This window comes from Nocardioides marinisabuli (genome assembly GCF_013466785.1).
In the GTDB taxonomy this organism is placed as follows: domain Bacteria; phylum Actinomycetota; class Actinomycetes; order Propionibacteriales; family Nocardioidaceae; genus Nocardioides; species Nocardioides marinisabuli.
Genome location: NZ_CP059163.1, coordinates 572,043 through 595,996 on the forward strand (window position 1 = coordinate 572,043; position 23,954 = coordinate 595,996).

General features: G+C 73.3%; 24 protein-coding genes. 8 read left to right on the plus strand and 16 right to left on the minus strand.

What is annotated here, in order from left to right:
• Nucleotide 1 precedes the first annotated feature (1 nt).
• On the plus strand, nt 2–637 hold the full coding sequence (locus tag H0S66_RS02680; protein ID WP_179614013.1) for a TetR family transcriptional regulator: 636 nt from the start codon (nt 2–4) through the stop codon (nt 635–637).
• A gap of 16 nt (nt 638–653) precedes the next feature.
• Here H0S66_RS02680 and H0S66_RS02685 read toward each other — a convergent pair whose 3' ends face one another.
• A complete protein-coding gene (locus tag H0S66_RS02685) occupies nt 654–920 on the minus strand; it encodes a hypothetical protein (RefSeq protein WP_179614014.1) in 267 nt (88 codons plus the stop codon).
• 82 nt (nt 921–1,002) lie between these two features.
• Here H0S66_RS02685 and H0S66_RS02690 point away from each other — a divergent pair, with 82 nt between their 5' ends.
• Complete coding sequence (locus H0S66_RS02690) at nt 1,003–2,673, plus strand: phospho-sugar mutase (RefSeq protein WP_179614015.1); 1,671 nt, start codon at nt 1,003–1,005, stop codon at nt 2,671–2,673.
• Here the strand turns inward: H0S66_RS02690 and H0S66_RS02695 are convergent.
• On the minus strand, nt 2,670–3,296 hold the full coding sequence (locus tag H0S66_RS02695) for a hypothetical protein (protein WP_179614016.1): 627 nt from the start codon (nt 3,294–3,296) through the stop codon (nt 2,670–2,672). The two genes, H0S66_RS02690 and H0S66_RS02695, sit on opposite strands and share 4 nt — an antisense overlap.
• A gap of 82 nt (nt 3,297–3,378) precedes the next feature.
• Between H0S66_RS02695 and deoC the strand changes: the two genes are divergently transcribed.
• Genes deoC through H0S66_RS02720 form a run of 5 tightly spaced genes read left to right on the plus strand, consistent with a single transcriptional unit; the run spans nt 3,379 to nt 7,848 of the window.
• On the plus strand, nt 3,379–4,383 hold the full coding sequence (gene deoC / locus H0S66_RS02700) for a deoxyribose-phosphate aldolase (protein WP_179614017.1): 1,005 nt from the start codon (nt 3,379–3,381) through the stop codon (nt 4,381–4,383).
• Between the two features lie 4 nt (nt 4,384–4,387).
• Complete coding sequence (locus H0S66_RS02705) at nt 4,388–5,824, plus strand: aldehyde dehydrogenase family protein (RefSeq protein WP_218876211.1); 1,437 nt, start codon at nt 4,388–4,390, stop codon at nt 5,822–5,824.
• A complete protein-coding gene (locus H0S66_RS02710; RefSeq protein WP_179614018.1) occupies nt 5,821–6,693 on the plus strand; it encodes an aldehyde dehydrogenase family protein in 873 nt (290 codons plus the stop codon). The genes H0S66_RS02705 and H0S66_RS02710 overlap by 4 nt, the downstream gene beginning before the upstream one ends.
• A complete protein-coding gene (locus tag H0S66_RS02715) occupies nt 6,690–7,304 on the plus strand; it encodes an ATP-binding protein (protein ID WP_258017072.1) in 615 nt (204 codons plus the stop codon). Before H0S66_RS02710 ends, H0S66_RS02715 begins: the two co-directional genes overlap by 4 nt.
• A complete protein-coding gene (locus tag H0S66_RS02720; RefSeq protein ID WP_179614019.1) occupies nt 7,297–7,848 on the plus strand; it encodes a hypothetical protein in 552 nt (183 codons plus the stop codon). The genes H0S66_RS02715 and H0S66_RS02720 overlap by 8 nt, the downstream gene beginning before the upstream one ends.
• A 163-nt stretch (nt 7,849–8,011) precedes the next feature.
• Here H0S66_RS02720 and H0S66_RS02725 read toward each other — a convergent pair whose 3' ends face one another.
• Both H0S66_RS02725 and H0S66_RS02730 read right to left on the minus strand, forming a co-directional pair.
• Nucleotides 8,012–8,473: a DUF3592 domain-containing protein gene (locus tag H0S66_RS02725; RefSeq protein WP_179614020.1), complete on the minus strand. Its 462-nt coding sequence runs from the start codon at nt 8,471–8,473 to the stop codon at nt 8,012–8,014.
• The gene (locus H0S66_RS02730; RefSeq protein WP_179614021.1) at nt 8,470–9,573 is read right to left on the minus strand and encodes an adenosine deaminase; all 1,104 of its coding nucleotides are present in this window, start codon (nt 9,571–9,573) and stop codon (nt 8,470–8,472) included. The genes H0S66_RS02725 and H0S66_RS02730 overlap by 4 nt, the downstream gene beginning before the upstream one ends.
• A gap of 50 nt (nt 9,574–9,623) precedes the next feature.
• Between H0S66_RS02730 and H0S66_RS02735 the strand changes: the two genes are divergently transcribed.
• On the plus strand, nt 9,624–10,079 hold the full coding sequence (locus H0S66_RS02735; RefSeq protein ID WP_179614022.1) for a MaoC family dehydratase: 456 nt from the start codon (nt 9,624–9,626) through the stop codon (nt 10,077–10,079).
• 6 nt (nt 10,080–10,085) lie between these two features.
• Here the strand turns inward: H0S66_RS02735 and H0S66_RS02740 are convergent, their stop codons facing one another.
• The 12 genes from H0S66_RS02740 to meaB all read right to left on the minus strand — a co-directional run bounded on the left by H0S66_RS02740 (nt 10,086) and on the right by meaB (nt 23,947).
• The gene (locus H0S66_RS02740) at nt 10,086–10,940 is read right to left on the minus strand and encodes an ATP-grasp domain-containing protein (RefSeq protein WP_179614023.1); all 855 of its coding nucleotides are present in this window, start codon (nt 10,938–10,940) and stop codon (nt 10,086–10,088) included.
• A gap of 12 nt (nt 10,941–10,952) precedes the next feature.
• Complete coding sequence (locus tag H0S66_RS02745; RefSeq protein WP_179614024.1) at nt 10,953–12,407, minus strand: fused MFS/spermidine synthase; 1,455 nt, start codon at nt 12,405–12,407, stop codon at nt 10,953–10,955.
• Nucleotides 12,400–13,686, minus strand: a complete 1,287-nt coding sequence (locus H0S66_RS02750; RefSeq protein ID WP_179614025.1) for a thymidine phosphorylase — start codon at nt 13,684–13,686, stop codon at nt 12,400–12,402. Before H0S66_RS02750 ends, H0S66_RS02745 begins: the two co-directional genes overlap by 8 nt.
• Nucleotides 13,687–13,719: 33 nt before the next feature.
• Complete coding sequence (locus H0S66_RS02755; protein WP_179614026.1) at nt 13,720–14,889, minus strand: cytochrome P450; 1,170 nt, start codon at nt 14,887–14,889, stop codon at nt 13,720–13,722.
• Nucleotides 14,861–15,202 (minus strand): cytidine deaminase, encoded by a 342-nt coding sequence (locus tag H0S66_RS02760; RefSeq protein ID WP_338037245.1) that lies wholly within the window; start codon nt 15,200–15,202, stop codon nt 14,861–14,863. The genes H0S66_RS02755 and H0S66_RS02760 overlap by 29 nt, the downstream gene beginning before the upstream one ends.
• Before the next feature lie 56 nt (nt 15,203–15,258).
• Nucleotides 15,259–16,515, minus strand: coding sequence for an ABC transporter permease (locus H0S66_RS02765; protein ID WP_179614028.1), 1,257 nt, complete (start codon nt 16,513–16,515; stop codon nt 15,259–15,261).
• Nucleotides 16,512–17,633 (minus strand): ABC transporter permease, encoded by a 1,122-nt coding sequence (locus H0S66_RS02770; protein WP_179614029.1) that lies wholly within the window; start codon nt 17,631–17,633, stop codon nt 16,512–16,514. Before H0S66_RS02770 ends, H0S66_RS02765 begins: the two co-directional genes overlap by 4 nt.
• On the minus strand, nt 17,630–19,165 hold the full coding sequence (locus tag H0S66_RS02775) for an ABC transporter ATP-binding protein (RefSeq protein ID WP_179614030.1): 1,536 nt from the start codon (nt 19,163–19,165) through the stop codon (nt 17,630–17,632). Before H0S66_RS02775 ends, H0S66_RS02770 begins: the two co-directional genes overlap by 4 nt.
• Before the next feature lie 123 nt (nt 19,166–19,288).
• Nucleotides 19,289–20,335, minus strand: coding sequence for a BMP family lipoprotein (locus H0S66_RS02780; RefSeq protein WP_179614031.1), 1,047 nt, complete (start codon nt 20,333–20,335; stop codon nt 19,289–19,291).
• A gap of 162 nt (nt 20,336–20,497) precedes the next feature.
• On the minus strand, nt 20,498–21,730 hold the full coding sequence (locus H0S66_RS02785; RefSeq protein ID WP_179614032.1) for an amidohydrolase: 1,233 nt from the start codon (nt 21,728–21,730) through the stop codon (nt 20,498–20,500).
• A 30-nt stretch (nt 21,731–21,760) separates the two neighbouring features.
• The gene (locus H0S66_RS02790) at nt 21,761–22,933 is read right to left on the minus strand and encodes a ScyD/ScyE family protein (protein WP_180923769.1); all 1,173 of its coding nucleotides are present in this window, start codon (nt 22,931–22,933) and stop codon (nt 21,761–21,763) included.
• A 45-nt stretch (nt 22,934–22,978) separates the two neighbouring features.
• The gene (meaB, locus tag H0S66_RS02795; RefSeq protein ID WP_179617141.1) at nt 22,979–23,947 is read right to left on the minus strand and encodes a methylmalonyl Co-A mutase-associated GTPase MeaB; all 969 of its coding nucleotides are present in this window, start codon (nt 23,945–23,947) and stop codon (nt 22,979–22,981) included.
• Between the last annotated feature and the right edge of the window lie 7 nt (nt 23,948–23,954).

The following is a 23,954-nucleotide window of genomic DNA, read 5'->3' on the forward strand; positions in this document are numbered from 1 at the left end:
GATGAGCAACGACAGCGGGGCCGAGACCCGCCAGCGACTGATCGCAGCGGCCAGCGGCGCCTTCGCCGAGCACGGCACGGCCAACGCCTCCCTGCTCGACATCACCCGGCAGGCCGGCCAGCGCAACCGCGGCGCCGTGCACTACCACTTCGGGACCCGCGAGGGCCTGATCGCGGCGGTGCTCGAGCAGCACGCCGCGTTCCTGAGCGAGCGCGAGCTCGCGCTCCTGGCCGCCGCCCGCGAGCGCCCGGGCGACCTGGCGGCCGCCGTCGAGGCCTCCGCGCGCCCGACCACCGAGCTGGCCGAGACCGGCAGCAGCGGTCGCCACTACGTGCAGATCGTGGCCGAGCTGGTCGCCGAGGAGCGCATCGACATCCACCCCGGGGTGCGTGAGGCGCTCGAGCGCACCGGTGGCTGGGCGGTCTTCGAGGAGATCCGCGCCCGGATGCCGGAGATGCCCGCGCACATCGTCGAGGAGCGCCTCGCGCTGGTGACCGGCTTCCTGCTGCGCGCCGTCAGCGACCGCGCCCGCGCCATGGATCGCGAGCACTCGCGCCGGCCGCAGCTGGGGACCGACGAGTTCGTCGGCAACCTGGTGCGGATGATCGTCGCGATGCTCCAAGCACCCGTGGAGTGAGAAGGGCGGTCACCGCTCAGGAGTAGCGGTGGCTCTTCGCGGCGTGCCCGTGCTCACGGGTGCAGGTGCGCCCGCTCATGTTGCGGTGCCCGCACAGTGCGTCGCTGGCCGGGGCGTCGCTGGCCGGGGCGTCCGGGGTCGTCGAGGACCTCGGGGCCGCCGGCGCCACCGGGGGCGGCGTGGCGACCTTCCGGGCGGTCTTCTGGGCCGTCTTCTGGGCCGTCTTCTGGGCGGCCTCGTACTTGGCCTCGCGCATCGCCCGCAGGGCGTCCATCTTGCTCATCGTCGCTTCACCCCTCGATCCTAGGCGCGGGCACCGACACCTCCCCCGGGCAGGACCCCTCGCCAGGGGCTAGCGTGCGGGCATGACCTCGCCGACCTCCTCGACCGAGCTGCTCGACCGCGCCCGCGCCTGGGCCGACGCCGACCCCGACCCGACGACCCGCGACGAGCTGGAGCGGCTCGTGGCGTCCGTCGAGTCCGGCGACGAGGCCGCCCGCGCCGACCTGGCCGACCGCTTCGACGGCACCCTCGAGTTCGGCACCGCCGGCCTGCGGGGCGCGATGGGCGCGGGGCCCAACCGGATGAACCGCGTGGTGGTGTCGCGGGCCGCGGCCGGCCTGGCGGCGTACCTGGTCGCCGACGCCGAGGGTGGGCACGCCGGTCGTGGCGCGGTGGTGATCGGCTACGACGCCCGCCACCTCTCCGAGCAGTTCGCCCGCGACAGCGCCGAGATCATCAACGGCGCCGGGCTCGACGTGTGGCTGCTGCCGCGCCCGCTGCCCACCCCCGTGCTGGCCTACGCCATCCGCGAGCTCGGCTGCGTGGCCGGCGTGATGGTCACCGCCAGCCACAACCCCCCGCAGGACAACGGCTACAAGGTCTACCTCGGTGACGGCAGCCAGATCGTGCCGCCCGCCGACGCCGAGATCGCCAAGCGGATCGCCGCGGTCGGCGAGCTGTCCTCGGTGCCCCGCGCCGACGGCGCCCGGGTGCTCGACGAGAACATCCTCGACGCCTACCTCGACACCGTCGCGGCGCTGGCCGGCGACGGCCCGCGCGACCTCGACGTCGTCTACACCCCGCTGCACGGCGTCGGCGGCAGCACGGTGGCGCAGGTGCTCGAGACCGCCGGCTTCGCGGCGCCCCGGGTCGTGGAGCAGCAGGAGCAGCCCGACGCCGACTTCCCCACCGTGCCCTTCCCGAACCCCGAGGAGGACGGGGCGATGGACCTGGCGCTCGCCCTCGCCGAGCGCACCGACGCCGACCTCGTGGTGGCCAACGACCCCGACGCCGACCGCTGCGCGGCCGCGGTGCCCACGCCCACCGGCTGGCGGATGCTGCGCGGCGACGAGGTGGGCGCGCTGCTCGCCTCCCACCTGGTGGGCCGCGGCGTCACCGGCACACTGGCCACGAGCATCGTGTCGTCGAGCCTGCTCGGCAAGATCGCCGCCGCCGCCGGCCTGCCGTACGCCGAGACGCTCACCGGCTTCAAGTGGATCGGTCGCGTCGAGGGGCTCTCCTTCGGCTACGAGGAGGCGCTCGGCTACTGCTGCGACCCCGAGCACGTGCGCGACAAGGACGGCGTCTCGGCGCTGCTGCTGCTCTGCGAGATGGCCGCCGACGCGAAGGCCCAGGGGCGCACCCTGCTCGATCTGCTCGACGACCTGGCCACCGAGCACGGCCTGCACGCCACCGACCAGGTCAGCGTCCGCGTCGACGACCTCGCACTGATCACCGACGCGATGGCCCGGCTGCGCGAGCAGCCGCCCACCGAGCTCGGCGGCCTGGCGGTCGAAGGCGTCGACGACCTCGCCGAGGGCTCCGCCGACCTGCCGCCGACCGAGGGCCTGCGCTACCGGCTGGCCGACGGCGCCCGCGTGGTGGTCCGCCCCAGCGGCACCGAGCCCAAGCTCAAGGCCTACCTCGAGGTCGTCGTGCCGGTGCGCGACGAGCCCGTCGAGGCGGCCCGCATCTCGGCCGCCACGCGCCTCGACGCGCTCGGGGGCGACGTACGGGCCGCGCTCGGTCTCTAGCCGAGCAGGAGGCTGAGCACGACGACGGCGCCCGCGAGCACCGTGAGCCCGATCTGCACGAGCGCCGGGCGGCGCACGACCTGGGCGGCCAGCGCGGCCTGCTCGCTGCTGCCGAGCTTGACGCGGTGCCGGCTGCGGGCCTGGGCCGCCAGCTCGCGCAGCCGGTCCTCGACGAAGTCGGCGTAGTTCATGCCCTCCTCGGCCACCAGGCCCTCCCCCGGCACCGGCGTCATCGCCAGCTCCCGGGTCGAGCGCGGCTTGCGCAGCGCCTGGCGGAAGGTGCGGCCCACCGCCGGGGAGACGTAGCGCTTGTCGCCGACGAGCACGGCGAGCACCTGGCGCACCGCCACGGTCTCGACACCGGCCAGCGGCAGCCGGACGGTCTCGAAGAGGTTGACCATCTCGAGCTCGTCGTCGGTGGCGCGCACCACGGGCTTGAGCATCGAGCCGTGCACCAGCACCCCCACCAGCACCGCCAGGGCGATGGAGGTGACGCCGATGCCGGAGTCGCGGTCGAGCAGCCCGATCGCCACGACCCCGGCGCAGACCAGGAGGCCCACCACCCCCAGGAAGCGTCCGCTCGTCGGCTTGAAGACCTCGACGTACTCGTCCGGGCCGGTCATGACAGGTGCTCCATCCAGGGGCGGGGGTGAGGGGCTGCTCGACGGTTGTGGCGCCGTCGGCCGCCAACCTTATGCTGGCCCAATGCCCTCCACGCCCACCACGGACGCCCCGGCCGCCACCGCGGCCGGCGCGGCCACCGGTTCCGCCACCGGCGGGGACTTCTCGGACGTCACCCGCTCCGATGCGTCCCTGCGCCGGTTCCTGCACGGCCTGCCCGGCGTCGACCAGGTCGGCGCCGAGGCGCGCGCCGCCTCGTTGAGCACCCGGTCGATCAAGACCACCGCGAAGGCGCAGGCCATCGACCTGGCCATCCGGATGGTCGACCTGACCACGCTCGAGGGCGCCGACACCCCCGGCAAGGTCCGCGCGCTGGCCAGCAAGGCGATCCGCCCCGACCCCGCCGACGCGTCGTGCCCGCCGGTCGCGGCCGTGTGCGTGTACGGCGACCTGGTCGCCACCGCGCGCGAGACCCTCGGCGACAGCGGCGTCCACGTCGCCGCCGTGGCCACCGCGTTCCCCAGCGGCCGCGCCTCGCGCGAGGTCAAGCTCGCCGACACCCGTGAGGCCGTCGCGGCCGGCGCCGACGAGATCGACATGGTCATCGACCGCGGCGCGTTCCTCGCCGGGCGCTACCTCGACGTCTACGAGGAGATCGTGGCGGTCAAGGAGGCCTGCGGGCCCGCCCACCTCAAGGTGATCTTCGAGACCGGCGAGCTGCAGACCTACGACAACGTCCGCCGCGCCTCGTGGCTGGCGATGATGGCCGGCGGCCACTTCATCAAGACCTCCACCGGCAAGACCCAGCCGGCCGCGACCCTGCCGGTCACCATGATCATGCTCGAGGCCGTGCGCGACTGGCGCGAGGCCACCGGGCAGATGGTGGGCGTCAAGCCCGCCGGCGGCATCCGCTCCACCAAGGACGCGATCAAGTACCTGGTCACCGTCAACGAGGTCGCCGGCCCCGACTGGCTCGACCCCGACTGGTTCCGCTTCGGCGCCTCCACGCTGCTCAACGACCTGCTGATGCAGCGGACCAAGATGCGCACCGGCCGCTACTCCGGCCCCGACTACTTCACCCTGGACTGATCGCATGAGCATCTTCGAGTACGCACCCGCCCCCGAGTCCCGCGCGATCGTCGACATCAAGGGCTCCTACGGGCTCTTCGTCAACGGTGAGTTCACCGACGGCCACGGCACCCCCTTCAAGACGGTCAACCCGGCCACCGAGGAGGTGCTCGCCGAGGTCGCCGAGGCCGACGCCTCCGACGTCGACGCCGCGGTCAAGGCCGCCCGCAAGGCCTACGACAAGGTCTGGGGCCCGATGCCCGGGCGCGAGCGCGCCAAGTACCTCTACCGCATCGCGCGCATCCTGCAGGAGCGCTCCCGCGAGATCGCGGTGCTGGAGACCATCGACAACGGCAAGCCGATCAAGGAGTCGCGCGACGTCGACGTCCCGACCGCGGCCGCCTTCTTCTTCTACTACGCCGGGTGGGCCGACAAGCTCGAGCACTCCGGCTACGGCAGCACCCCGCTGGGCGTGGCCGGCCAGGTCATCCCGTGGAACTTCCCGCTGCTGATGCTGGCCTGGAAGATCGCCCCGGCGCTGGCCTGCGGCAACACCGTGGTGCTCAAGCCCGCCGAGACCACGCCGCTGACGGCCCTGCTCTTCGCCGAGATCTGCCAGCAGGCCGACCTGCCCCCGGGCGTCGTCAACATCATCACCGGTGCCGGCGCCACCGGCGAGGCCCTGGTGGGCCACCCGGGCGTCGACAAGGTCGCCTTCACCGGCTCCACCGGGGTCGGCAAGGCCATCGCCCGCACCGTCGCGGGCAGCGACAAGAAGGTGACCCTCGAGCTCGGCGGCAAGGCCGCCAACATCGTCTTCGACGACGCCCCCATGGACCAGGCGGTCGAGGGCATCGTCAACGGCATCTTCTTCAACCAGGGCCACGTGTGCTGCGCCGGCTCGCGGCTGCTGGTGCAGGAGTCGGTGGCCGACGAGGTGCTCGAGCGCCTCAAGCGCCGCATGTCGACCCTGCGCCTGGGCGACCCGCTCGACAAGAACACCGACGTGGGCGCCATCAACTCCGCCGCCCAGCTGGCCCGCATCCGCGAGCTCTCCGACGTCGGCGAGGCCGAGGGCGCCGGGCGCTGGTCGCCCGAGTGCGAGCTGCCCGCCAACGGCTTCTGGTTCCCGCCCACGGTCTTCACCGGGGTCTCCCAGGCGCACCGCATCGCGCGCGAGGAGATCTTCGGCCCCGTGCTGTCGGTGCTGACCTTCCGCACCCCCAGCGAGGCGGTCGAGAAGGCCAACAACACGCCGTACGGCCTCTCGGCGGGGATCTGGACCGACAAGGGCTCGCGCATCCTCGACATCGCCGGGCGCCTGCGCGCCGGCGTCGTGTGGGCCAACACGTTCAACAAGTTCGACCCCACCAGCCCCTTCGGCGGCTACAAGGAGTCGGGCTACGGCCGTGAGGGCGGGCGCCACGGCCTCGCCGCCTACCTGAAGGGAGCCGACGCGTGAGCAACCGCATCGACGTCCGCAAGACCTACAAGCTCTTCATCGGCGGCGCCTTCCCGCGCTCGGAGTCGGGCTACTCCTACGTCGTCAACGACCACAAGGGAGCCTTCGTGGCCAACGCCGCCCTCGCCTCGCGCAAGGACGCCCGCGACGCCGTCGGCGTGGCCCGCAAGGCCCAGTCCGGCTGGGCCGGGCGCACCGCCTACAACCGCGCGCAGATCCTCTACCGGGTCGCCGAGGTGATGGAGGACCGCCGCCCGCAGTTCGTGCAGGCCGTCCAGCAGTCCGAGGGGCTCTCGGGCAGCAAGGCCGAACGGGTCGTCGACGAGGCCGTCGACCGGTGGGTCTGGTACGCCGGGTGGGCCGACAAGCTCGCCCAGGTCGTCGGCAACGCCAACCCGGTCGCGGGGCCGTTCTTCAACCTCTCCACCCCCGAGCCGACCGGCGTCGTGGCGGTGCTCGCCCCCGAGCGCTCCTCGCTGCTGGGCCTGGTCTCGGTGCTGGCGCCGGTGATCGTCAGCGGCAACACCGCCGTGCTGGTCTCCTCCTACTCGCGCCCGCTGCCGGCGGTGAACCTCGCCGAGGTGCTCGCCACCAGCGACGTGCCGGGAGGCGTGGTCAACATCCTCACCGGCAAGGCGGCCACCGTGGCGCCCTGGCTGGCCGCCCACATGGACGTCAACGCGATCGACCTGTGCGGCGTCGCGGGTGACGCGACCCTGGCCACCGAGCTCGAGGTCGCGGCCGCCGACAACCTCAAGCGGGTGCGCCGTGCTCCCGCCGCCGAGCCCGACTGGAGCGCCGAGCCCGGCCTCGAGCCGATGACGGCGTTCCTGGAGACCAAGACGGTGTGGCACCCCATGGGGGTGTGAGCGTCCTGCTCGCCCAGGTCATCGTCCTGGCCGGCCCCTCGGGGTCGGGCAAGTCCCGGCTCGCCGAACGCCTCGGCCTGCCGGTGCTGCGCCTCGACGACTTCTACAAGGACGGCGACGACCCATCGCTGCCGCGCATCACCGAGGGCCCCAACGCCGGGATCGTCGACTGGGACCACCCCGACTCGTGGCTGCCCGACGACGCGCTGGCGACCATGCGCGAGCTGTGCGAGCGCGGCCGGGCCGACGTGCCGGTCTACGAGATCGCCCGCAACGGCCGCACCGGGTGGCGCCCGGTCGACCTGGGCGGGGCGCCGCTCTTCGTGGCCGAGGGCATCTTCGCCCCCGACGTCGTGGAGCCCGCGCGGACCGCGGACCTGCTGGCGGCGGCGTACTGCATCAGGCGCAGCACGGCGCGCACCTTCTGGCTGCGGCTGACCCGCGACCTGCGCGAGCGGCGCAAGCCGCCGCTGGTGCTGGTGCGCCGCGGGCTGGCCCTGGCCCGGGCCCAGCGCGGCGTCGTCGCCGACGCGGTCGCGAAGGGCTGCGAGCCGGTCTCGCCGACCGAGGCGCTCGAGCGGGTCGCAGGCATGCGTCCGGACCGTGTCTGACCCACGCTGGCCGCACCGCCAGCCCGACCAGCGCTCCTGCGGCGCCGCCTGCCTGGTCGTGGCCACCATGCTCACCGACGCGTCGTACGACGCCCGGTTGCGCGCCGACCCCGGCTCCTGGCCCGCCGAGGTGCTGCGGGTGCACCGCGAGGTGACCGGGCTGCGTGACCACGGTGCCGCCGCGCTGCCGTGGCCCCGGCTGCTCGGCACTCCCCCGTGGGCGGTCGCCCGGCGCCTCTCGCGGCGTCCGGGTGGGCGATGGCGCACCGGGCTGGTGCGGCTGGGTGCCCGGTCGGGTGCCTTCGCCTCGCTGCTCGTGCTCGCGGGCCACGACGTGCCGGTGCCGCTGTACGTCGGCTCGCCGCTGCTGCCGCGGCACGTGGTGCTGGTGGTCGGGGTGCGCGGCGAGGACCTGCTGGTCTGGGACCCAGCGCGCGGCGCGACGATGCGCGTGACCCGGAAGGCGTTCGAGACCGGACGGCTGCCGTTCGGGCGCTGGCGCACGCCGTGGTTCGTGGTGGCACCGGCTGCCGTCGCCGGCTGAGCGGGCGCGTCCGGTGGAGCGGTGCGTCAGCAACCGTTCTGCCGACGGGTCCGGTTGCCAGCGCACCGCTGGGCCGAGGCCGACGAGGTCAGCGGTGCTCCAGCAACCGGATGGGCATGACCGATGGTTGCTGGGTCACCGCCGACCCGGAGCGCCGCGCTCCTCAGAGGGTGCGGGCGATGCCGAGGATGACGACCCAGGCGACGGGGAGCGACATGCCGAGGCCGAGCATCATCCGGGCCAGGGCCATCGACGTGGCGCCGGCGCCTGCGACGGGGTCGGCGCTGGCGAGCACGACGCGGGAGGGGTGCCGGGGGTCGTAGCGGACCTCGACCTGCTCCCCCACGTGCGGCACCGGCGGCTCGACGCCGGTCATGGTCTGGGCCTCGACGTCGCGCTCGCCGACGCGGTAGCGCAGCTGCTGGTAGTAGATCGTCACCGGCTCCCCGGCCATCGCCACGTCCTTGGGCAGCGACTCGAGCACCTCGGCGGTCGTCGGCTCCGAGCGCTCGCCGAAGCCGGCGGCCTCGCGCCGCTGGCGCAGGCCGACCACGGCCAGCACGACGCCGGCCAGCAGCGCCAGCACCGCGGCGCCGAGCATGACCACGCTCAGCGCGAGGTTCACGCGCCCTCCGCGGCCAGGGCGGCGTACCCGGGCTTGATGACCTCGTCGATGATGGTGAGGCGCTCGTCGAAGGGCAGGAACGCCGACTTCATCGCGTTGATGGTGAACCAGCGCAGGTCGTCGAGGGTGTAGCCGAAGGCGTCGACGAGTGCGGTCATCTCCTTGGTCATCGAGGTGTCCGACATCAGCCGGTTGTCGGTGTTGACCGTGACCCGGAAGCGCAGCCGGGTCAGCAGCCCGATCGGGTGCTCGGCGATCGAGCTCGCCGCGCCGGTCTGCACGTTGCTGGCCGGGCACAGCTCGAGCGGCACCCGCCGGTCGCGCACGTACGCCGCCAGCCGGCCCAGGGTGACGGTGCCGTCGTCGGCGACCTCGATGTCGTCGACGATGCGCACGCCGTGCCCGAGCCGGTCGGCGCCGCACCACTGCAGCGCCTGCCAGATCGAGGGCAGCCCGAAGGCCTCGCCGGCGTGGATGGTGAAGTAGCCGTTCTCGCGCTGGAGGTACTCGAAGGCGTCGAGGTGGCGGGTCGGGGGGTAGCCGGCCTCGGCGCCGGCGATGTCGAAGCCGGCGACGCCGCGGTCGCGCCAGGCGACCGCGAGCTCGGCGATCTCCATCGAGCGGGCCTGGTGGCGCATGGCGGTCAGCAGCTGGCGCACGACGATGGCGCCGTCGGCGGCGTTGACGGCCTCGTCGAAGCCCTGCTTCACCGCGGCGACCACCTCGTCGAGGCTCAGGCCGTGCTCGACGTGCTGCTCGGGGGCGTAGCGCACCTCGGCGTAGACGACGCCGTCGGCGACCAGGTCCTCGACGAACTCACGCGCGACCCGGGTCAGCGCCGGCGCGGTCTGCATCACCGCCACGGTGTGCTGGAAGGTCTCGAGGTAGCGCTCCAGGGAGCCGGAGTCGGCCGACTCGGCGAACCACTGCGCCAGCGACTCGGCCGTGTCGGCCGGCAGCGCGTGGTCGACCTCGCGGGCCAGCTCGAGCACCGTGGCCGGGCGCAGCCCGCCGTCGAGGTGGTCGTGCAGCACGACCTTGGGTGCGCGGGCCACCTGGCTCGCGGTCGGGACGATAGGTTCGGTGCGGGTGCTGCTCATGGCGGCATCCTTGCACCCCGCCCCCGCACACCTTCCAGACAGGAGCCACCATGCGCGTGTTCACCTCCCTCGACGAGGTCTCCGAGGCCGCCGGCCAGGAGCTCGGCACCAGCGACTGGGTCGAGATCGACCAGCAGCGGGTCGACACCTTCGCCGACGCGACCGGTGACCACCAGTGGATCCACGTCGACGTCGAGCGCGCCAAGGAGGGCCCCTTCGGCGGCACCATCGCCCACGGCTACCTGACGCTCTCGCTGGTGCCGTGGCTGGGCAGCAAGGTCTTCAGCTTCGACACCCCCGGCGCCAAGCTCAACTACGGCGTCAACAAGGTGCGCTTCCCGAACCCGGTGCTCGTCGGCTCGAAGATCCGGGCCACGGTCACCCTCGGCGAGGTCACCGACATCCCCGCCGGCAAGCAGGCGACCGTGCGCTACACCGTCGAGATCGAGGGCGTCGACAAGCCGGCCTGCGTCGCCGAGTCGGTCGTGCTGCTGCTCACCGACTGAGAGCCCTCACCCCAGCCGGTCGAGCACCAGGTCGGCGAACGGGCCGGCGGAGCCCGGCGCGAGGTCGAGGTAGAGCCCCGGCTCGATCAGCTCGAGCTCGCTGACCACGAGCCGCCCGTCGAGCTCCATCGAGTCGACGCGGGCGTAGTCGAGGCGCTGCTCCAGCAGCGCCTCGGCCGCCCGCACCGCCTCCAGCGCCAGCCGCTCGGCCTCCGGCGCCACGTCGACCAGGGTGCTGCGCCCGCCGTGCTCGGTGTGCACCCGCACCTCCCCGGCGCCCGGGACCTTGTCGACCTGGGTGCGCGCCTGCCCGTCGAGCACGACGACCGACGTCTCGCCGCGGGTGCGCACCGACTCCACGAGCGGCTGCGCCAGCCAGGGCCCGGGGGTCAGGCCGACCAGCCGGTCGTCCTCGAGCGAGTCGACCACGACCACCCCGACCCCGCCGGCCCCGACGCGCGGCTTCACCACGACGCTGTCCCAGCGCGCCAGCGCCCGGCGCAGGCCCCCGACGAGGTCCTCGTCGGCGACCAGCTCGGAGGGCACCACCGGCACGTGCTCGCCCAGGGTCTCCAGGTAGGCCTTGTCGGTGTTCCAGTCGAAGACGGCGCCGCCGTTGAGCAGGCGGGTCTCCTTCTCGACGCGGCCCACCCAGTCGCGCCAGGCACCCAGCCGGCGCTGGTAGTCCCAGGTCGCCCGGACGGCGACCAGGTCGGCGGCCGCCCAGTCGACGGCCGGGTCGTCCCAGACCGCCCACGCGGCCTCGACGCCGCGCTCGGCCAGGGCGTCGACGAGCAGCGAGCCGCCGGGCTCGCCCTCGGGCATCAGGCAGAAGGTTGCGAGCAGCACACGGGCATCCATGCCGCCATGCTCTCAGCCGTACGGCGTCACCAGCTGGTCGACCGGGGCGTGGTCGTCGGTGAGCACCTCGGCCCCGTCGACCCACTCCTCCAGGTCGGCGCCCGTGACCAGCCGCCACCCGGTGCCGCGCTCGTCGAGACCGTCCTGCACCCGCTCGAGGTCGAGCGGCGCGGGCGAGGCCACGGCGACCAGGTTGCCGCCGTCCTCGCGGGCCAGCGTGGCCGGCGAGGCGAGCAGCGCGACGTGCTCGAAGACCTCGCCCAGGGTGGCCAGCTCGGCCCGGGCGAAGGCCAGCGGGCCGCGGTCGATGAGGTTCTGCACGTAGGCACCGTCGTCGACCAGCACCCGCCTCATCTCGCGGACCGCCTCCACGGTGGTGAGGTGCCAGGGCGGGCTCAGCCCGCCGAACGCGTCACCGACGACCAGGTCGTACGCCGCGTCGTCGAGCCGCCCCAGGCCCAGCCGCCCGTCCTCGACCCGCACCTCGAGGTCGGGGCCGGTCTCCAGGCCGAGCCGCTCGACGTCGAGGTCGACGACGCCGCCGTCGATCTCGGAGACGAGGCTGCTGCTGCCCGGCCGGGTCGCCGCCAGCCAGCGCGGCAGGGTCAGCCCGCCGCCACCGAGGTGGTAGGCCGCGACCGGCTCCCCGGCCGGGTGCACGGCGTCGATCGCCGCGGCGGCGGCGCGCACGTAGACGAAGTCGAGGTACGTCGGGTCGTCGGGGTCGACGTAGGAGTGCCGCACCCCGTCGAGGACCAGCACCAGCCCGCCCGCCCGCTCGGGGTCCTCCTGCACCACGGCGCAGTGGTAGGTGGTCTCGACGTCGCAGCCGCCGGGAGCGGCGGCCGCGCCCAGCCCGCCGAGCAGCACCAGGACCACCGGGGTGGCGCCGGCGCGCCAGCCGCGCACCCGCCAGTCGACGACGACACCGGCCAGCACGAGCACGGCCCCGAGCCCGACGAGGATGACGCTGACGGGCACCAGGGAGACCAGGAAGAAGCCGGTCACCACGGTGCCGGCGATCGAGCCGGCGGTGGCGATGCCGGAGAGCCGGCCCACCACGCTGCCGGTCTCGTCGAGGCTGGTCAGCCGGAGCTTGGTCACCATCGGCGTGACCGCCGAGAGCAGCGCGCCGGGCACCACGATCGTGGTCGTCGCGGCCGGCAGCAGCAGCCCGCCGGAGCCGGTCTCGGCGCCGCCGCGCACCAGCAGCGGCGTGAGCGCCACGACCACCCCGGAGATGCCCAGCAGCGGCCCCAGGGCGCGCCGCGGGGGCATCCGGTCGGCGGCGCGGCCACCGGCCCAGGAGCCGAGCGCGATGGCGGTGAGGGCCAGCCCGATGACCAGGGTGCTGGTCTCGAGGGTCAGCCCGAGGTAGGGCGCGAGCAGCCGCAGCGCCACCAGCTCGACGACCAGCACGGCCGCCGACGAGCCGAAGACCAGCGCGACGGCGCTGCGCTCACCCAACGCGGTCGATGACCAGGGGGTCGGGGGTGAAGCCGCTCGCGTCCTCGGCGACGTCGTAGCCGTCCTCGAGCGAGGCCAGGGCCCGGTCGAAGCGCTCGGGCTCGTCGGTCAGCAGCGTGAACAGCGGCTGGCCGGCGGTGACCTCGTCGCCGGGCCGCGCGTGCCACACCACGCCCGCGCCGGCCTGCACCGGGTCCTCCTTGCGGGCCCGGCCGGCGCCCAGGCGCCAGGCGGCCATCCCGACGGCCATGGCGTCGAGCCGGGTGAGCACGCCCGAGGTGCTCGCCTCGACGACGTGCTCCTCCTTGGCGCGCGGCAGGTCGGCGTCGGGGTCACCGCCCTGGGCGCGGATCATCTTCTTCCACGCGTCCATGGCCGAGCCGTCGGCGAGCTTGTCGGCGGGGTCGACGTCGGTGACGCCGGCCGCGGTGAGCATCTCGCGGGCCAGGGCGACGGTCAGCTCGACCACGTCGGCGGGGCCGCCGCCGGCGAGCACGTCGACCGACTCGGCGACCTCGATCGCGTTGCCGGCGGTCAGGCCCAGCGGCGTCGACATGTCGGTGAGCAGCGCCACCGTGGTCACCCCGGCGTCGTTGCCGAGCGCGACCATGGTCTCGGCCAGCTCGCGCGCGTCGTCGAGGGACTTCATGAAGGCGCCGGTGCCGACCTTGACGTCGAGCACCAGCGCGCCGGTGCCCTCGGCGATCTTCTTGCTCATGATCGAGGAGGCGATCAGCGGGATCGCCTCGACCGTCCCGGTCACGTCGCGCAGCGCGTAGAGCTTCTTGTCGGCCGGGGCCAGCTCGGCGCCCGCGGCGCAGATGACGGCGCCGATCTCCTCGAGCTGCTCCAGGAGCGCAGCGTTGGAGAGGTCGGCCTGCCAGCCGGGGATCGCCTCGAGCTTGTCCAGGGTGCCGCCGGTGTGGCCCAGGCCGCGGCCCGAGAGCTGCGGCACCGCGACGCCGCAGGCCGCGACCAGCGGGGCGAGCGGCAGGGTGATCTTGTCGCCCACGCCGCCGGTGGAGTGCTTGTCGGCGGTGGGGCGCGAGAGCGAGGAGAAGTCCATCCGCTCGCCGGAGGCGATCATCGCCTGCGTCCAGCGGCTGATCTCGCCGCGGTCCATGCCGCGCAGCAGGATCGCCATGGCCAGCGCCGACATCTGCTCGTCGGCGACGTCGCCGCGCGTGTAGGCGTCGACCACCCAGTCGATCTGGCTGTCGGTGAGCCCGTGGCCGTCCCGCTTGGCGTGGATGACCTCGACCGCGTCGTGCTTGCTCATCTGATCCCTCTTCCTCGTCGACCCCGGGCCGGTCTAGCGCCCGGTGACCGGAACTCTATGGAACCCGCGCAGCACGAAGGTGCCCCGGCTCTCCGGCTCCCCCGCCAGCGTGATGTCGGGCATCCGCGCGAACAGCGCCTGCAGCGACTCGGCGAGCTCCATGCGGGCCAGCGGCGCACCCAGGCAGAAGTGCACGCCGACCCCGAAGGCCAGGTGCGGGTTGCGCTCGCGGTCGACGCGGAACTCGTCGGCGTCCTCGAAGACGGCCGGGTCGCGGTTGGCCGCACCCAGCAGCGCGGCGATCCGCTGGCCCGGCTCGACGACGACCGCCTGCTCGCCGCTGCCGACCTCGACCGCCTCGGTGGCGGTGCGCTCGAAGAGCTGCAGCGCCGAGTCGAAGCGCAGCATCTCCTCCACGCACAGAGCCGGGTCGGCACCCGGGCGCAGCCCGCGGCGCAGCATCGCGACCAGGCCGTTGCCGAAGACGTTGACCGAGGCCTCGTGGCCGGCGTTGAGCAGCAGCACCACCGCAGCCACGACCTCGTCGTCGCTCAGCTCGGTCGCGGCGAGGTCGGTGACCAGGTCGTCGGCGGGCGTGCGGCGGCGTACGGCGACCAGGTCGCGCACCAGCGCGGCGAAGTCGACCGAGGCCCGCACCGCGTCGTCGACCACCTGCTGGGAGGGCGCGACCTCGTACATCCGCACGATGGCCTGCGACCAGTCGCGCAGGTCGTCGACGTGGCTGCGCGGCACCCCCAGCAGCTCGGCGATCACCAGCACCGGCAGCGGCTCGGCGTAGGCCCCGACGACGTCGAAGACGCCGTCGCCGACCTCGTCGAGCAGCCCGGCGGCGATCTCGCGCACCCGCGGACGCAGCCGCTCGACATGGCCGCGGCTGAAGGCCGAGGCGACCGGCCGGCGCAGCCGCGTGTGCACCGGCGGCTCGTTCTCCATCATCTGGTTGCGGTGCAGCAGGTTGAACGGCTCGAGGTAGGAGGCGGGCTCCTTGTCGGTCCACAACCGGCCCAGGCGCCGGTCGCGCTGGACCGCGCCGACCGTCGCGTGCGAGAAGGTCAGCCAGCGCTGGGTGCCCTCGTGCCAGGCCACCGGGTGCTGCGCACGCTCGGCGGCGAAGAACGGGTAGGGGTCGGCGGCGACGGCCGGGTCGGACAGGTCAAGCGAGGTCGTCGGGACCGAACGCATCGGGCAGGACCTCCTTCATGGGGCGCAGGCCGGAGACGGTCATCAGCTCGAGCTCGGGGCCGCCGTTCTCCCACAGCAGCTGGCGGCAGCGCCCGCACGGCATGATCACCGCACCCTCGCCGTCGACGCACACGAAGTGGGTCAGGCGACCGCCACCGGTGATGTGCAGCTGGCTGACCAGCCCGCACTCGGCGCACAGCGCGACGCCGTACGCCGCGTTCTCGACGTTGCAGCCGGTGACGAGCCGGCCGTCGTCGACCAGCGCGGCGGCCCCCACGCGGTAGCGCGAGTAGGGGGCGTAGGCGTGGCGCATCGCCTCGGTGGCCGCCTCCTGCAGCGCGGCCCAGTCGACGTCGCTCGTGGCGGTCACTAGCCCGCACTTCCCTTCCGGTAGATCTGCCCGTCGGCCGCCGGCATGCGTAGTCGTTGCGAGGCGAAGGCCAGCACCAGCAGCGTGATGACGTAGGGGGTGATGCTGGTGAAGTCGCCCGGCACGGTGTCGATGGCCACCCAGACCAGCATCACGACAGCGCCCAGACCCAGGATGACGCTGCCCTGGGTGATGTTGCGGCGGTAGAACTGGTAGGCCGCGAGGCCCATGGCCAGCACCGCGACGCCGAGCAGCAGGGCGTGCACCGAGGTGCCGCCCTGGCGGAGCCCGACGCTCTCGGTGTAGCCGAACAGCCCGGAGCCGGCCAGCAGGCCCGTGGGGCGCCAGTTGCCGAAGATCATCGCCGCCAGGCCGATGTAGCCGCGCCCGCCGGTCTGGCCGTCGCGGTAGTTGGAGGAGGCCACCATCGCCAGGAAGCCGCCGGCCAGGCCCGCCAGCGCGCCCGAGACGAGCACGGCGCTGAACTTGTAGCGCAGCACCGCCACGCCCAGGGACTCCGCCGCCGAGGGGCTCTCGCCCACCGAGCGCAGCCGCAGGCCGAAGGTGGTGCGCCACAGCACGACGTAGGTCAGCAGCAGCAGCACGAAGGCCAGCAGCACGAAGAGCGAGAGGTTGGTGACCATCGCGCGCAGCACCGCGGCCAGCTGGGAGACGAAGAAGATGTCCTGGCCCTCGAGGTTGCCCAGCGCGTCGCTGAGTGGGCCGATCGTCACCGATGGCACGTTGTCGAGCTTGGGCGACTGGGTCGAGCCGCCGCCCGGCAGGCCGGCGAAGGTCAGCGAGGCGAGGTACTGCACCGCGCCGAGCGCGATGATGTTGATGGCCACGCCCGAGATGATGTGGTCGACGCCGAAGACGACGGTGGCGATCGCGTGGACCAGCCCGCCGAGGGCCCCCATCAGCAGGGCGCCGGCCACGCCGGCCCACGCGCCGTAGTGGTAGCCGAAGAACCCGGCGCCGTAGGTGCCGAGGATCATCATGCCCTCGAGGCCGATGTTGACGATGCCCGCGCGCTCGGACCAGAGCCCGCCGAGGCCGGCCAGCATGATCGGCACCAGGGCGATCAGGGTGGCGCGCACGGTGCCGGAGGAGGCCAGGTCGTCGGCGCCCGTGACCACCTCGAGCACCGAGACGACGAAGAGGACGCCCAGGACGGCAGCGAGCCACCACCAGCGCGGTAGCCGGCGCTTCGAGGTGGTTCCCGCGGCGGGACGAGGCGACGTGGTGGTGCTCATGCGTGGGTCTCCTGCTCGTCGGCGGCTCGGTGCTCCTGCTCCAGCGCGCCGGCGACGCGCTGCTGCTCGAGGCGTACGCCGTAGCGGCGCACGACCTCGTAGGAGATGACCACGGTCAGCACGATCACGCCCTGGGTGATGGCCACGATGTCGGGCGAGACCCCGACCAGGATCTGCAGGGCGTTGGACTGCTCGTCGAGGAAGGCGAAGAGCAGCGCACCGACCGCGATGCCGATCGGGTTGTTGCGGCCCAGCAGCGCGATCGCGATGCCCGCGAAGCCCAGGCCGCTCTGGAAGGTCGAGCCGTAGGCGTAGGCGTCGCCGAAGAGGATCGGCAGCCCGACCAGGCCGGCCAGGGCGCCGGAGATGAGCATCGCGGTGATCGTCATCCGCTTGACGTTGATGCCGCTGGCCACCGCCGCGGAGGTCGAGGCGCCGGTGGCGCGCAGCTCGAAGCCGAAGCGGGTGCGGTTGAGCACGAACCAGTAGGCGAAGCCCGCCAGCGCCGCCAGGAAGATGAAGCCGTAGACCTCGGTGGTCGCCCCGTCGCCGATCTCGAAGCCGGGGATCCGGCTGCCCTCGGGGATCTCCTTGGTGCCGATGGTGTTGCTGCCGGCCTCGCGCACCGCCACCTTGCGCAGGAAGAACGCGACCAGGCCGGTGGCGATGAAGTTGAGCATGATCGTGGCGATCACCTCGCTGACGCCGCGGCTGGCGCGCAGCACGCCGGCGATGCCCGCCCACGCGGCGCCGGCCAGCATCGCTGCGGCGATCGCCAGCACGATGTTGGCGGCACCGGGCAGCCAGCCCTCACCGGCGACGACGGCGGCCACGAAGGCCGCCACGCGGTACTGGCCGTCCACGCCGATGTTGAACAGGTTCATCCGGAAGCCGACGGCCACCGCGAGGCCCGAGAGGTAGAGCACCGTGGCGTTGTTGAGGATGTTGGCCACGTTGCGCGTCGCCGGGACGGTGAGGATCTCGCCCCAGACCCCGCCCACGGGGTCGCCGGCGACGACGAGGACCAGGCTGGTGATGGCGAAGGCCGCGAACAGGGCCAGCACCGGGGCGCTGAGCCCCAGGACGACCTTGGTCAGGCGGGGTGACAGGCCGCTCATGCGGCACCTCCTGCGCCGGTCATCGCCGAGCCGAGCTGCTCGGGGGTGACCTGGCTGGGGTCGAAGGAGCCGACGAGCCGGCCCCGGAGGATGACCTCGATGCGGTCGGAGAGGCCGATCAGCTCGTCGAGGTCTGCGGAGATCAGCAGCACGGCGAGACCCGCACGGCGGGCGTCGCGGATGTGGTCCCAGATGCCGGCCTGGGCGCCGACGTCGACGCCCCGGGTGGGGTGGGCGGCGATCAGCAGGATGGGGTCGCCGCTCATCTCGCGACCCACGATCAGCTTCTGCTGGTTGCCGCCCGACAGCGCCCGCGCGAGCACGTCGGTGCCCGGCGTGCGCACGTCGTACTGCTCGATGATGCGCTGGGTGTCCTCGCGCGCGGCCCGGCGGTCGACGAGGCCCCGGCGCACCACCGGCTCGCGCGACTGGTGGCCCAGCACCCGGTTCTCCCACAGCGGGGAGTCGAGCAGCAGGCCGTGGCGGTGCCGGTCCTCGGGCACGTAGCCGATGCCGGCCTCCCGACGCTCGCGCGTCGAGGCCCGGGTCAGGTCGCGGCCGGCCAGCTCCACCTTCCCGGTGGCGCCGGACCGCATGCCCATGATCGCCTCGACGAGCTCGGCCTGGCCGTTGCCCTCGACCCCGGCGATGCCGAGCACCTCACCACGGTGGATGTCGAAGCCGACGTCGTCGAGGAGCAGCCGGCTCTCGCCGGGCAGCCGCAGTCCGCGCACCGAGAGCGTGACGGTGTCGGTGACCGTGGAGGACTCCGTGGAGGGGGTCGGCAGCTCCGAGCCGACCATCAGCTCGGCGAGCTGGCGCGAGTCGACCTCGTCGGGGGACACGGTGGCCACCGTGGTGCCCCGGCGCACGACCGTGATCGTGTCGGCGACGGAGAGCACCTCGTCGAGCTTGTGCGAGATGAAGATGACGGCCAGGCCCTCGGCCTTGAGCTCGCGCAGGTTGGCGAAGAGCTCGTCGACCTCCTGCGGCACCAGCACCGCGGTCGGCTCGTCGAGGATGATCACGCGGGCCCCGCGGTAGAGCACCTTGAGGATCTCCACGCGCTGCCGCGCCCCCACGCCGAGGTCCTCGACGAGGCGGTCCGGCTCGATGTCGAGGCCGTAGGCGTCGGAGAGGCGCATGATCTCGGCCCGGGCGGCGGCACCGATGCCGTGCAGCTTCTCCGCGCCGAGCACGACGTTCTCGAGGACGGTGAAGTTGTCGGCCAGCATGAAGTGCTGGAAGACCATGCCGATGCCGTGGTCGATCGCGTCGGCGGGCGAGCCCAGGGAGACGGCACGCCCGTCGATCTCGATGGTGCCCGAGTCGGGTGCCTGCACGCCGTACAGGATCTTCATCAGCGTCGACTTGCCGGCGCCGTTCTCGCCGACGACGGCGTGGATGGTGCCCTGCTCGACGTCGATGTCGACGTCGTGGTTGGCGATGACGCCGGGAAAGCGCTTGCCGATGCCGCGCAGGCGGACGGCGGGCGCGTGCTCGGACGCCTGGGCGGGTGCGGTCTCGGACACGCGAGCCCCTTTCGCGAAGGACTGGATCGGACGAACGCTAGCCGCCCGCACGACGACGGGGCCACCGGCCCGCTGCGAGGCGGGCAGGTGACCCCGTCGTCGGTGGGACGGGTCAGGCAGGGGTCACGGGGTCGCGGGGACCGTGATCTCGCCGTCGATGATCTGCTGCTTGTACTCGTCGAGCTGCTCGGTGAACTCGTCGACGAAGCCGCCGCTGGTGGAGTAGCCCACGCCGTCGACCGCGAGGTCGTAGGTGGTCACGCCGGACGGGAAGGTGCCGTCGTTGACCTCGGAGAGGTACTCGAAGACCGCGACGTTCACGTTCTTGAGCATCGAGGTGAGGATGGCGTCCTGCACCGAGGAGTCAGCGGTCTCGTACTGGTCGGAGTCGACGCCGATGGCCCAGTTGCCGGACTGCGCCGCAGCCTCGAACAGGCCGCCACCGGAACCACCGGCGGCGTGGTAGACGACGTCGGCACCGTTGTCGAACATGCCCTGGGCGGCGGTCTTGCCCTTGGCCGGGTCGGCGAAGCCGGAGAAGTCGGGGGCCTGGGTCAGGTAGGTGACGTCGACCTCGATGTCGGGGTTGACGGCCTCGGCGCCAGCCACGTAGCCGGCCTCGAACTTCTGGATGAGCGGGGTCTCGACGCCACCGATGAAGCCGATCTGGTCGGTCTCGGTCTTCAGAGCGGCGGCCGCGCCGACGAGGAAGGAGCCCTGCTCCTCGGCGAAGACCAGGCTGGCGACGTTGTCGGCCTCGACGCTGGAGTCGTCGATGATCGCGAAGTGGACGTCGGGGTACTCCTCGGCGACCTTGCCCACCGAGGGGCCGTAGGCGAAGCCCACGGCGATGATCGGGTCGTAGCCGGCGTCGGCGAAGGTGCGCAGGCGCTCCTCGCGGGCCGCCTCGGCCTCGCCGTCCTCGGCCTCGGACTCCTGCGACTCCATGCCGAACTCCTCCATGGCCTGGTCGAGACCAGCCGCGGCGGAGTCGTTGAAGGACTGGTCGCCCCGGCCGCCGACGTCGTAGGCCATGCCGACCTTGACGTCGCTGCTGGGAGCGTCCCCACCGTCGGTGCCGGTCGACGACTCGGTGTCGTCGGAGCCGCACGAGGACAGGGCAAGTGCGGCGACCATGGCCACCGCGGCAAATCGGGCCGTCTTCTTCACGGCTTCCTCCTGGAGAGTTGGATCACGCGGCCCCCTCACGCCAGGGGGCACATCGGGCCACCTTAGGGCCGGCGCACCCGCACGGGGGTGGTGACGGCCCTAATTTCTCTGGGTTGTTACCTCCCGGTGACCTGCCCGGCAACCTCCGCCGAAAGCCGCCTCTCAGGCTTGGCGAGAAGCGTGCTTGCCCGGCAGCCGCAGGGCCCGCGCGGCGGCCTCCGCCAGCAGCCGCGCACCGAGGCCGATGGCGCGCTCGTCGACGCGCAGGTCGCCCTGGTGCAGGTCGTACGTCGCTCCCCCGGGGGTGCGGGTGCCCAGGCGCATCATCGCGCCGGGGACCTCGTCGACGTACCAGCCGAAGTCCTCGCCGCCGAGGCTCTGCGGGGCCAGGACCCGGCCGTCGGGCCCGAGGACGGAGGCCACCGCCTCCGCCAGGACCGCGTGGGAGACCGGCTCGTTGACCACCGGCGGGACGCCGCGCACGTAGTCGACGTGGGCGGTGACGCCGTAGGGGCGCACGATCTCGTGCACCAGCTCGCGCACCAGCTTCTCCGCGTCGGCCCAGGCGATCGCGTCGAGGATGCGCACCGTGCCGGACAGCAGCCCCCGCTCGGGGATCACGTTCGGGGCGCGGCCGGCCTCGATGCGCCCCCACACGACCGAGACGCCGGCGCGGGGGTCGAAGCGGCGCGAGAGGATCGCGGGCAGCTCGGTGGTGACCTTGGCCAGGGCGAAGGTCAGGTCGCCGGTCAGGTGCGGGCGCGAGGTGTGCCCGCCGGTGCCCTCGAGGCGCACGTCGACCTGGTCGGCGGCGCTGGTCATCGGGCCCAGGCGCAGGCCGACCTGGCCCACGTCGACGCCCGGGTCGCAGTGCAGCGCGAAGACCCGGTCGACCCCGTCGAGCAGGCCGAGCCCGATCAGGCGCAGCGCTCCCCCGGGCATCACCTCCTCGGCGGGCTGGAAGAACAGCCGCACCCGCCCGGGCAGCAGGCCCTCGGCGTGCAGGCGGGCCAGCGCCCCGGCGGCCCCGACGAGCGCGGTGGTGTGCACGTCGTGGCCGCAGGCGTGGGCCACCCCCGGCACCGTGCTGGTCCACGGGTCGCCGGTCGTCTCCTGCACCGGCAGTGCGTCGATGTCGGCGCGCAGCCCCACCACGGGGCGCGCGTCGCGCTCGCCCAGGTCGGCCACCAGGCCGGAGCCGGCCAGCCGCTCGACCCGCCAGCCCAGCGCCTCGAGCCGCTCGGCGACCACCGTGGTGGTGCGGGTCTCGTGCCACGACAGCTCGGGGTGGGCGTGCAGGTCGCGGCGCAGCGCCACGAGCGCGTCGGCGCCCGCCTCCACCTCGTCGCGGACGAGGTCGTGGAGACGGGCGTCGAGGCGTGCGTCGCTGGACATCGGGCCCAGGTTAGTGGGCCCGGCCCGGCGTCAGCGCAGCGGGAAGCTGCGCACCTTGCCGCCGGGCTTCTGGCCCGGTCCTCCCACCAGCACGTCCGTCGTGGCCCACAGCCGCCCTCCGGAGAGCTCGACGTCGCCGGGCATCACCACCTCGCGCCAGGACTCGGCCTTGGGCGATCCCGCCATGACCCGCGAGATCCGGTTCCTGAAGAGCTCGGCGACGTAGATGGTGCCCTCGTCGTCGACCGCGAGACCGGTCGCGGACACGAGACCCTTCGCCACCCGGTCCGTGTCACCGGTGACGGGGTCCACCACGTACACCGAGCCGAGCCTGCCGACGCTGCCGTCCTCGGGTCCGCCGGGCAGGGACGAGACGTACAGCTGACCCTCGGGGCCGATCTCCACGTCGGTGGGCACGGCCTCGAAGTGGTAGTCCAGCCCGACCGTGCACCGGGGCAGCCCGATCGACTTGGCCCTGGCGCGGGTGATCTCGCTGACCGCCGGCGGGAGGACCGCCACGGTCGACACCGTGCGACCTGTGATGGCCAGCACCGCGTTGGCGCCTGCGTCGGCCACGTAGGTCACCCCCGCCGCAGACGTCGTCGCGTACGGGTGGGTCTCGACCACACCGGAGTGGGTGGCGGGTCCGACCTGCTGGGGGAGCTTCGCCGCACAGCGCTTCGTGATGCCCTGGAAGCCGTAGGACACGTCGGCGTCCGGGTTGTTCCTGCGCTCGTACTTGCCCAGGTCGGCCACGCCCCGGTCACGGCCCTCCGCATCGATCCGACGGATCTTGCCGACCTCGTTGTGACCGCGTGACACCGCGTAGGTCACCTCCTGGTCGTGAACCGAGACGGCGCCGATCTCACCGCCGCGGGCCACCGAGGCGATCACCTGCGCCTTCTTGCCGGGCAGGCGACGCATCAGCTGGCCGGCGAAGTTCTGCGACACGTAGACCGTGCCGCCCTCCCCCAGCGCGAGGCTGAGCGGGGTCGTGAGTCCGTGCACCACCGGACGGGTCGCGGGCGGGTCGCCCGCGGAGGTCCCGGCCGCGACCGGGGACAGCAACGAACCGGCCACCAGCGCGCAGGCGGTGACCGAGGCCGCGCCGGCAACAGCAGCGCAGCGGCGGATGAGAAGCACGACGACCTCCAGGTAAAGAGACAGTCCTTGACTGTCGCTCTCCGGCGGCGCGACGCGCATGCCCCATCGTGATCATTTCCCGCCCACCCGAACGGGCCAAGGGGGCTACCTCGGGTCGGCGTCGTACGCCGCCAGCAGCCGGTCGGCGGCGACGGTGGCGGGCAGCTCTCCGGCCAGCACGGCCGTGCGGATCTCGTCGCGGACCTCGCGCACCCCTGGCGAGAGCCGCAGGCGCTGGTCGAGCTCGTCACGCACCATCGCCCAGGTGAAGTCGAGCTGCTGCTCGGCGCGCTTGGAGAGCAGACCCTCGGCGCCCAGGTGGTCGCGGTGCGCCACCACCCGCTCCCACAGGTCGTCGACGCCGACGTCCTCCAGGCCCGAGCAGGTCACCACGGGCGGGGCCCACTCCCCCTTGCCCCGCACCATCCGCAGCGCGCCGGCGAGGTCGCGGGCCGCGGCGCGCGCCTCCTGCTCGCGGTCGCCGTCGGCCTTGTTGACCGCGATCACGTCGGCGATCTCGAGGATGCCCTTCTTGATGCCCTGCAGCTGGTCGCCGGTGCGGGCCAGGGTGAGGAAGAGGAAGGTGTCGACCATCCCGGCGACGGTGACCTCGGACTGGCCCACGCCGACGGTCTCGACGAGCACGACGTCGTACCCGGCCGCCTCGAGGACCGCCATCGCCTGCACCGTGGCGCGGGCGACGCCGCCCAGGGTGCCGGCCGAGGGCGAGGGCCGGATGAAGGCGTCGGGGTCGGTGGCCAGGCGGCCCATCCGGGTCTTGTCACCGAGCACCGACCCGCCGGTGCGCACGCTGGAGGGGTCGACGGCGAGCACGCCCACGCGGTGCCCGGCCGCGGTCAGCCGGGTGCCGAGCGCCTCGATGAAGGTCGACTTGCCGACGCCGGGCACGCCCGAGATGCCCACCCGCACCACGTCGGCGCCGCCGGACTCCTCGGCCAGCGCCGTCAGCAGCTCGCGCGCCTGCAGCCGGTGCTGCGGGCGCGAGGACTCCACCAGGGTGATCGCCTGCGACACCGCCGCCCGACGGCCCTCGCGGATGCCGGCGACGAGCATGGCGACG

Excerpts from the sequence above, each read along its gene's own strand:
- deoC (WP_179614017.1), top strand. The coding sequence starts at position 3,379 with ATGCCCTCCACGCCCACCACGGACGCCCCGGCCGCCACCGCGGCCGGC.
- H0S66_RS02685 (WP_179614014.1), bottom strand. The coding sequence starts at position 920 with ATGAGCAAGATGGACGCCCTGCGGGCGATGCGCGAGGCCAAGTACGAG.
- H0S66_RS02750 (WP_179614025.1), bottom strand. The coding sequence starts at position 13,686 with ATGAGCAAGCACGACGCGGTCGAGGTCATCCACGCCAAGCGGGACGGC.
- H0S66_RS02760 (WP_338037245.1), bottom strand. The coding sequence starts at position 15,202 with ATGCGCCACGCCTACGCCCCCTACTCGCGCTACCGCGTGGGGGCCGCC.
- H0S66_RS02765 (WP_179614028.1), bottom strand. The coding sequence starts at position 16,515 with ATGAGCACCACCACGTCGCCTCGTCCCGCCGCGGGAACCACCTCGAAG.
- meaB (WP_179617141.1), bottom strand. The coding sequence starts at position 23,947 with ATGCTCGTCGCCGGCATCCGCGAGGGCCGTCGGGCGGCGGTGTCGCAG.
- H0S66_RS02740 (WP_179614023.1), bottom strand. The coding sequence starts at position 10,940 with ATGGATGCCCGTGTGCTGCTCGCAACCTTCTGCCTGATGCCCGAGGGC.
- H0S66_RS02770 (WP_179614029.1), bottom strand. The coding sequence starts at position 17,633 with ATGAGCGGCCTGTCACCCCGCCTGACCAAGGTCGTCCTGGGGCTCAGC.
- H0S66_RS02705 (WP_218876211.1), top strand. The coding sequence starts at position 4,388 with ATGAGCATCTTCGAGTACGCACCCGCCCCCGAGTCCCGCGCGATCGTC.
- H0S66_RS02790 (WP_180923769.1), bottom strand. The coding sequence starts at position 22,933 with ATGCGCGTCGCGCCGCCGGAGAGCGACAGTCAAGGACTGTCTCTTTAC.
- H0S66_RS02755 (WP_179614026.1), bottom strand. The coding sequence starts at position 14,889 with ATGCGTTCGGTCCCGACGACCTCGCTTGACCTGTCCGACCCGGCCGTC.
- H0S66_RS02690 (WP_179614015.1), top strand. The coding sequence starts at position 1,003 with ATGACCTCGCCGACCTCCTCGACCGAGCTGCTCGACCGCGCCCGCGCC.
- H0S66_RS02785 (WP_179614032.1), bottom strand. The coding sequence starts at position 21,730 with ATGTCCAGCGACGCACGCCTCGACGCCCGTCTCCACGACCTCGTCCGC.
- H0S66_RS02695 (WP_179614016.1), bottom strand. The coding sequence starts at position 3,296 with ATGACCGGCCCGGACGAGTACGTCGAGGTCTTCAAGCCGACGAGCGGA.
- H0S66_RS02730 (WP_179614021.1), bottom strand. The coding sequence starts at position 9,573 with ATGAGCAGCACCCGCACCGAACCTATCGTCCCGACCGCGAGCCAGGTG.
- H0S66_RS02680 (WP_179614013.1), top strand. The coding sequence starts at position 2 with ATGAGCAACGACAGCGGGGCCGAGACCCGCCAGCGACTGATCGCAGCG.
- H0S66_RS02735 (WP_179614022.1), top strand. The coding sequence starts at position 9,624 with ATGCGCGTGTTCACCTCCCTCGACGAGGTCTCCGAGGCCGCCGGCCAG.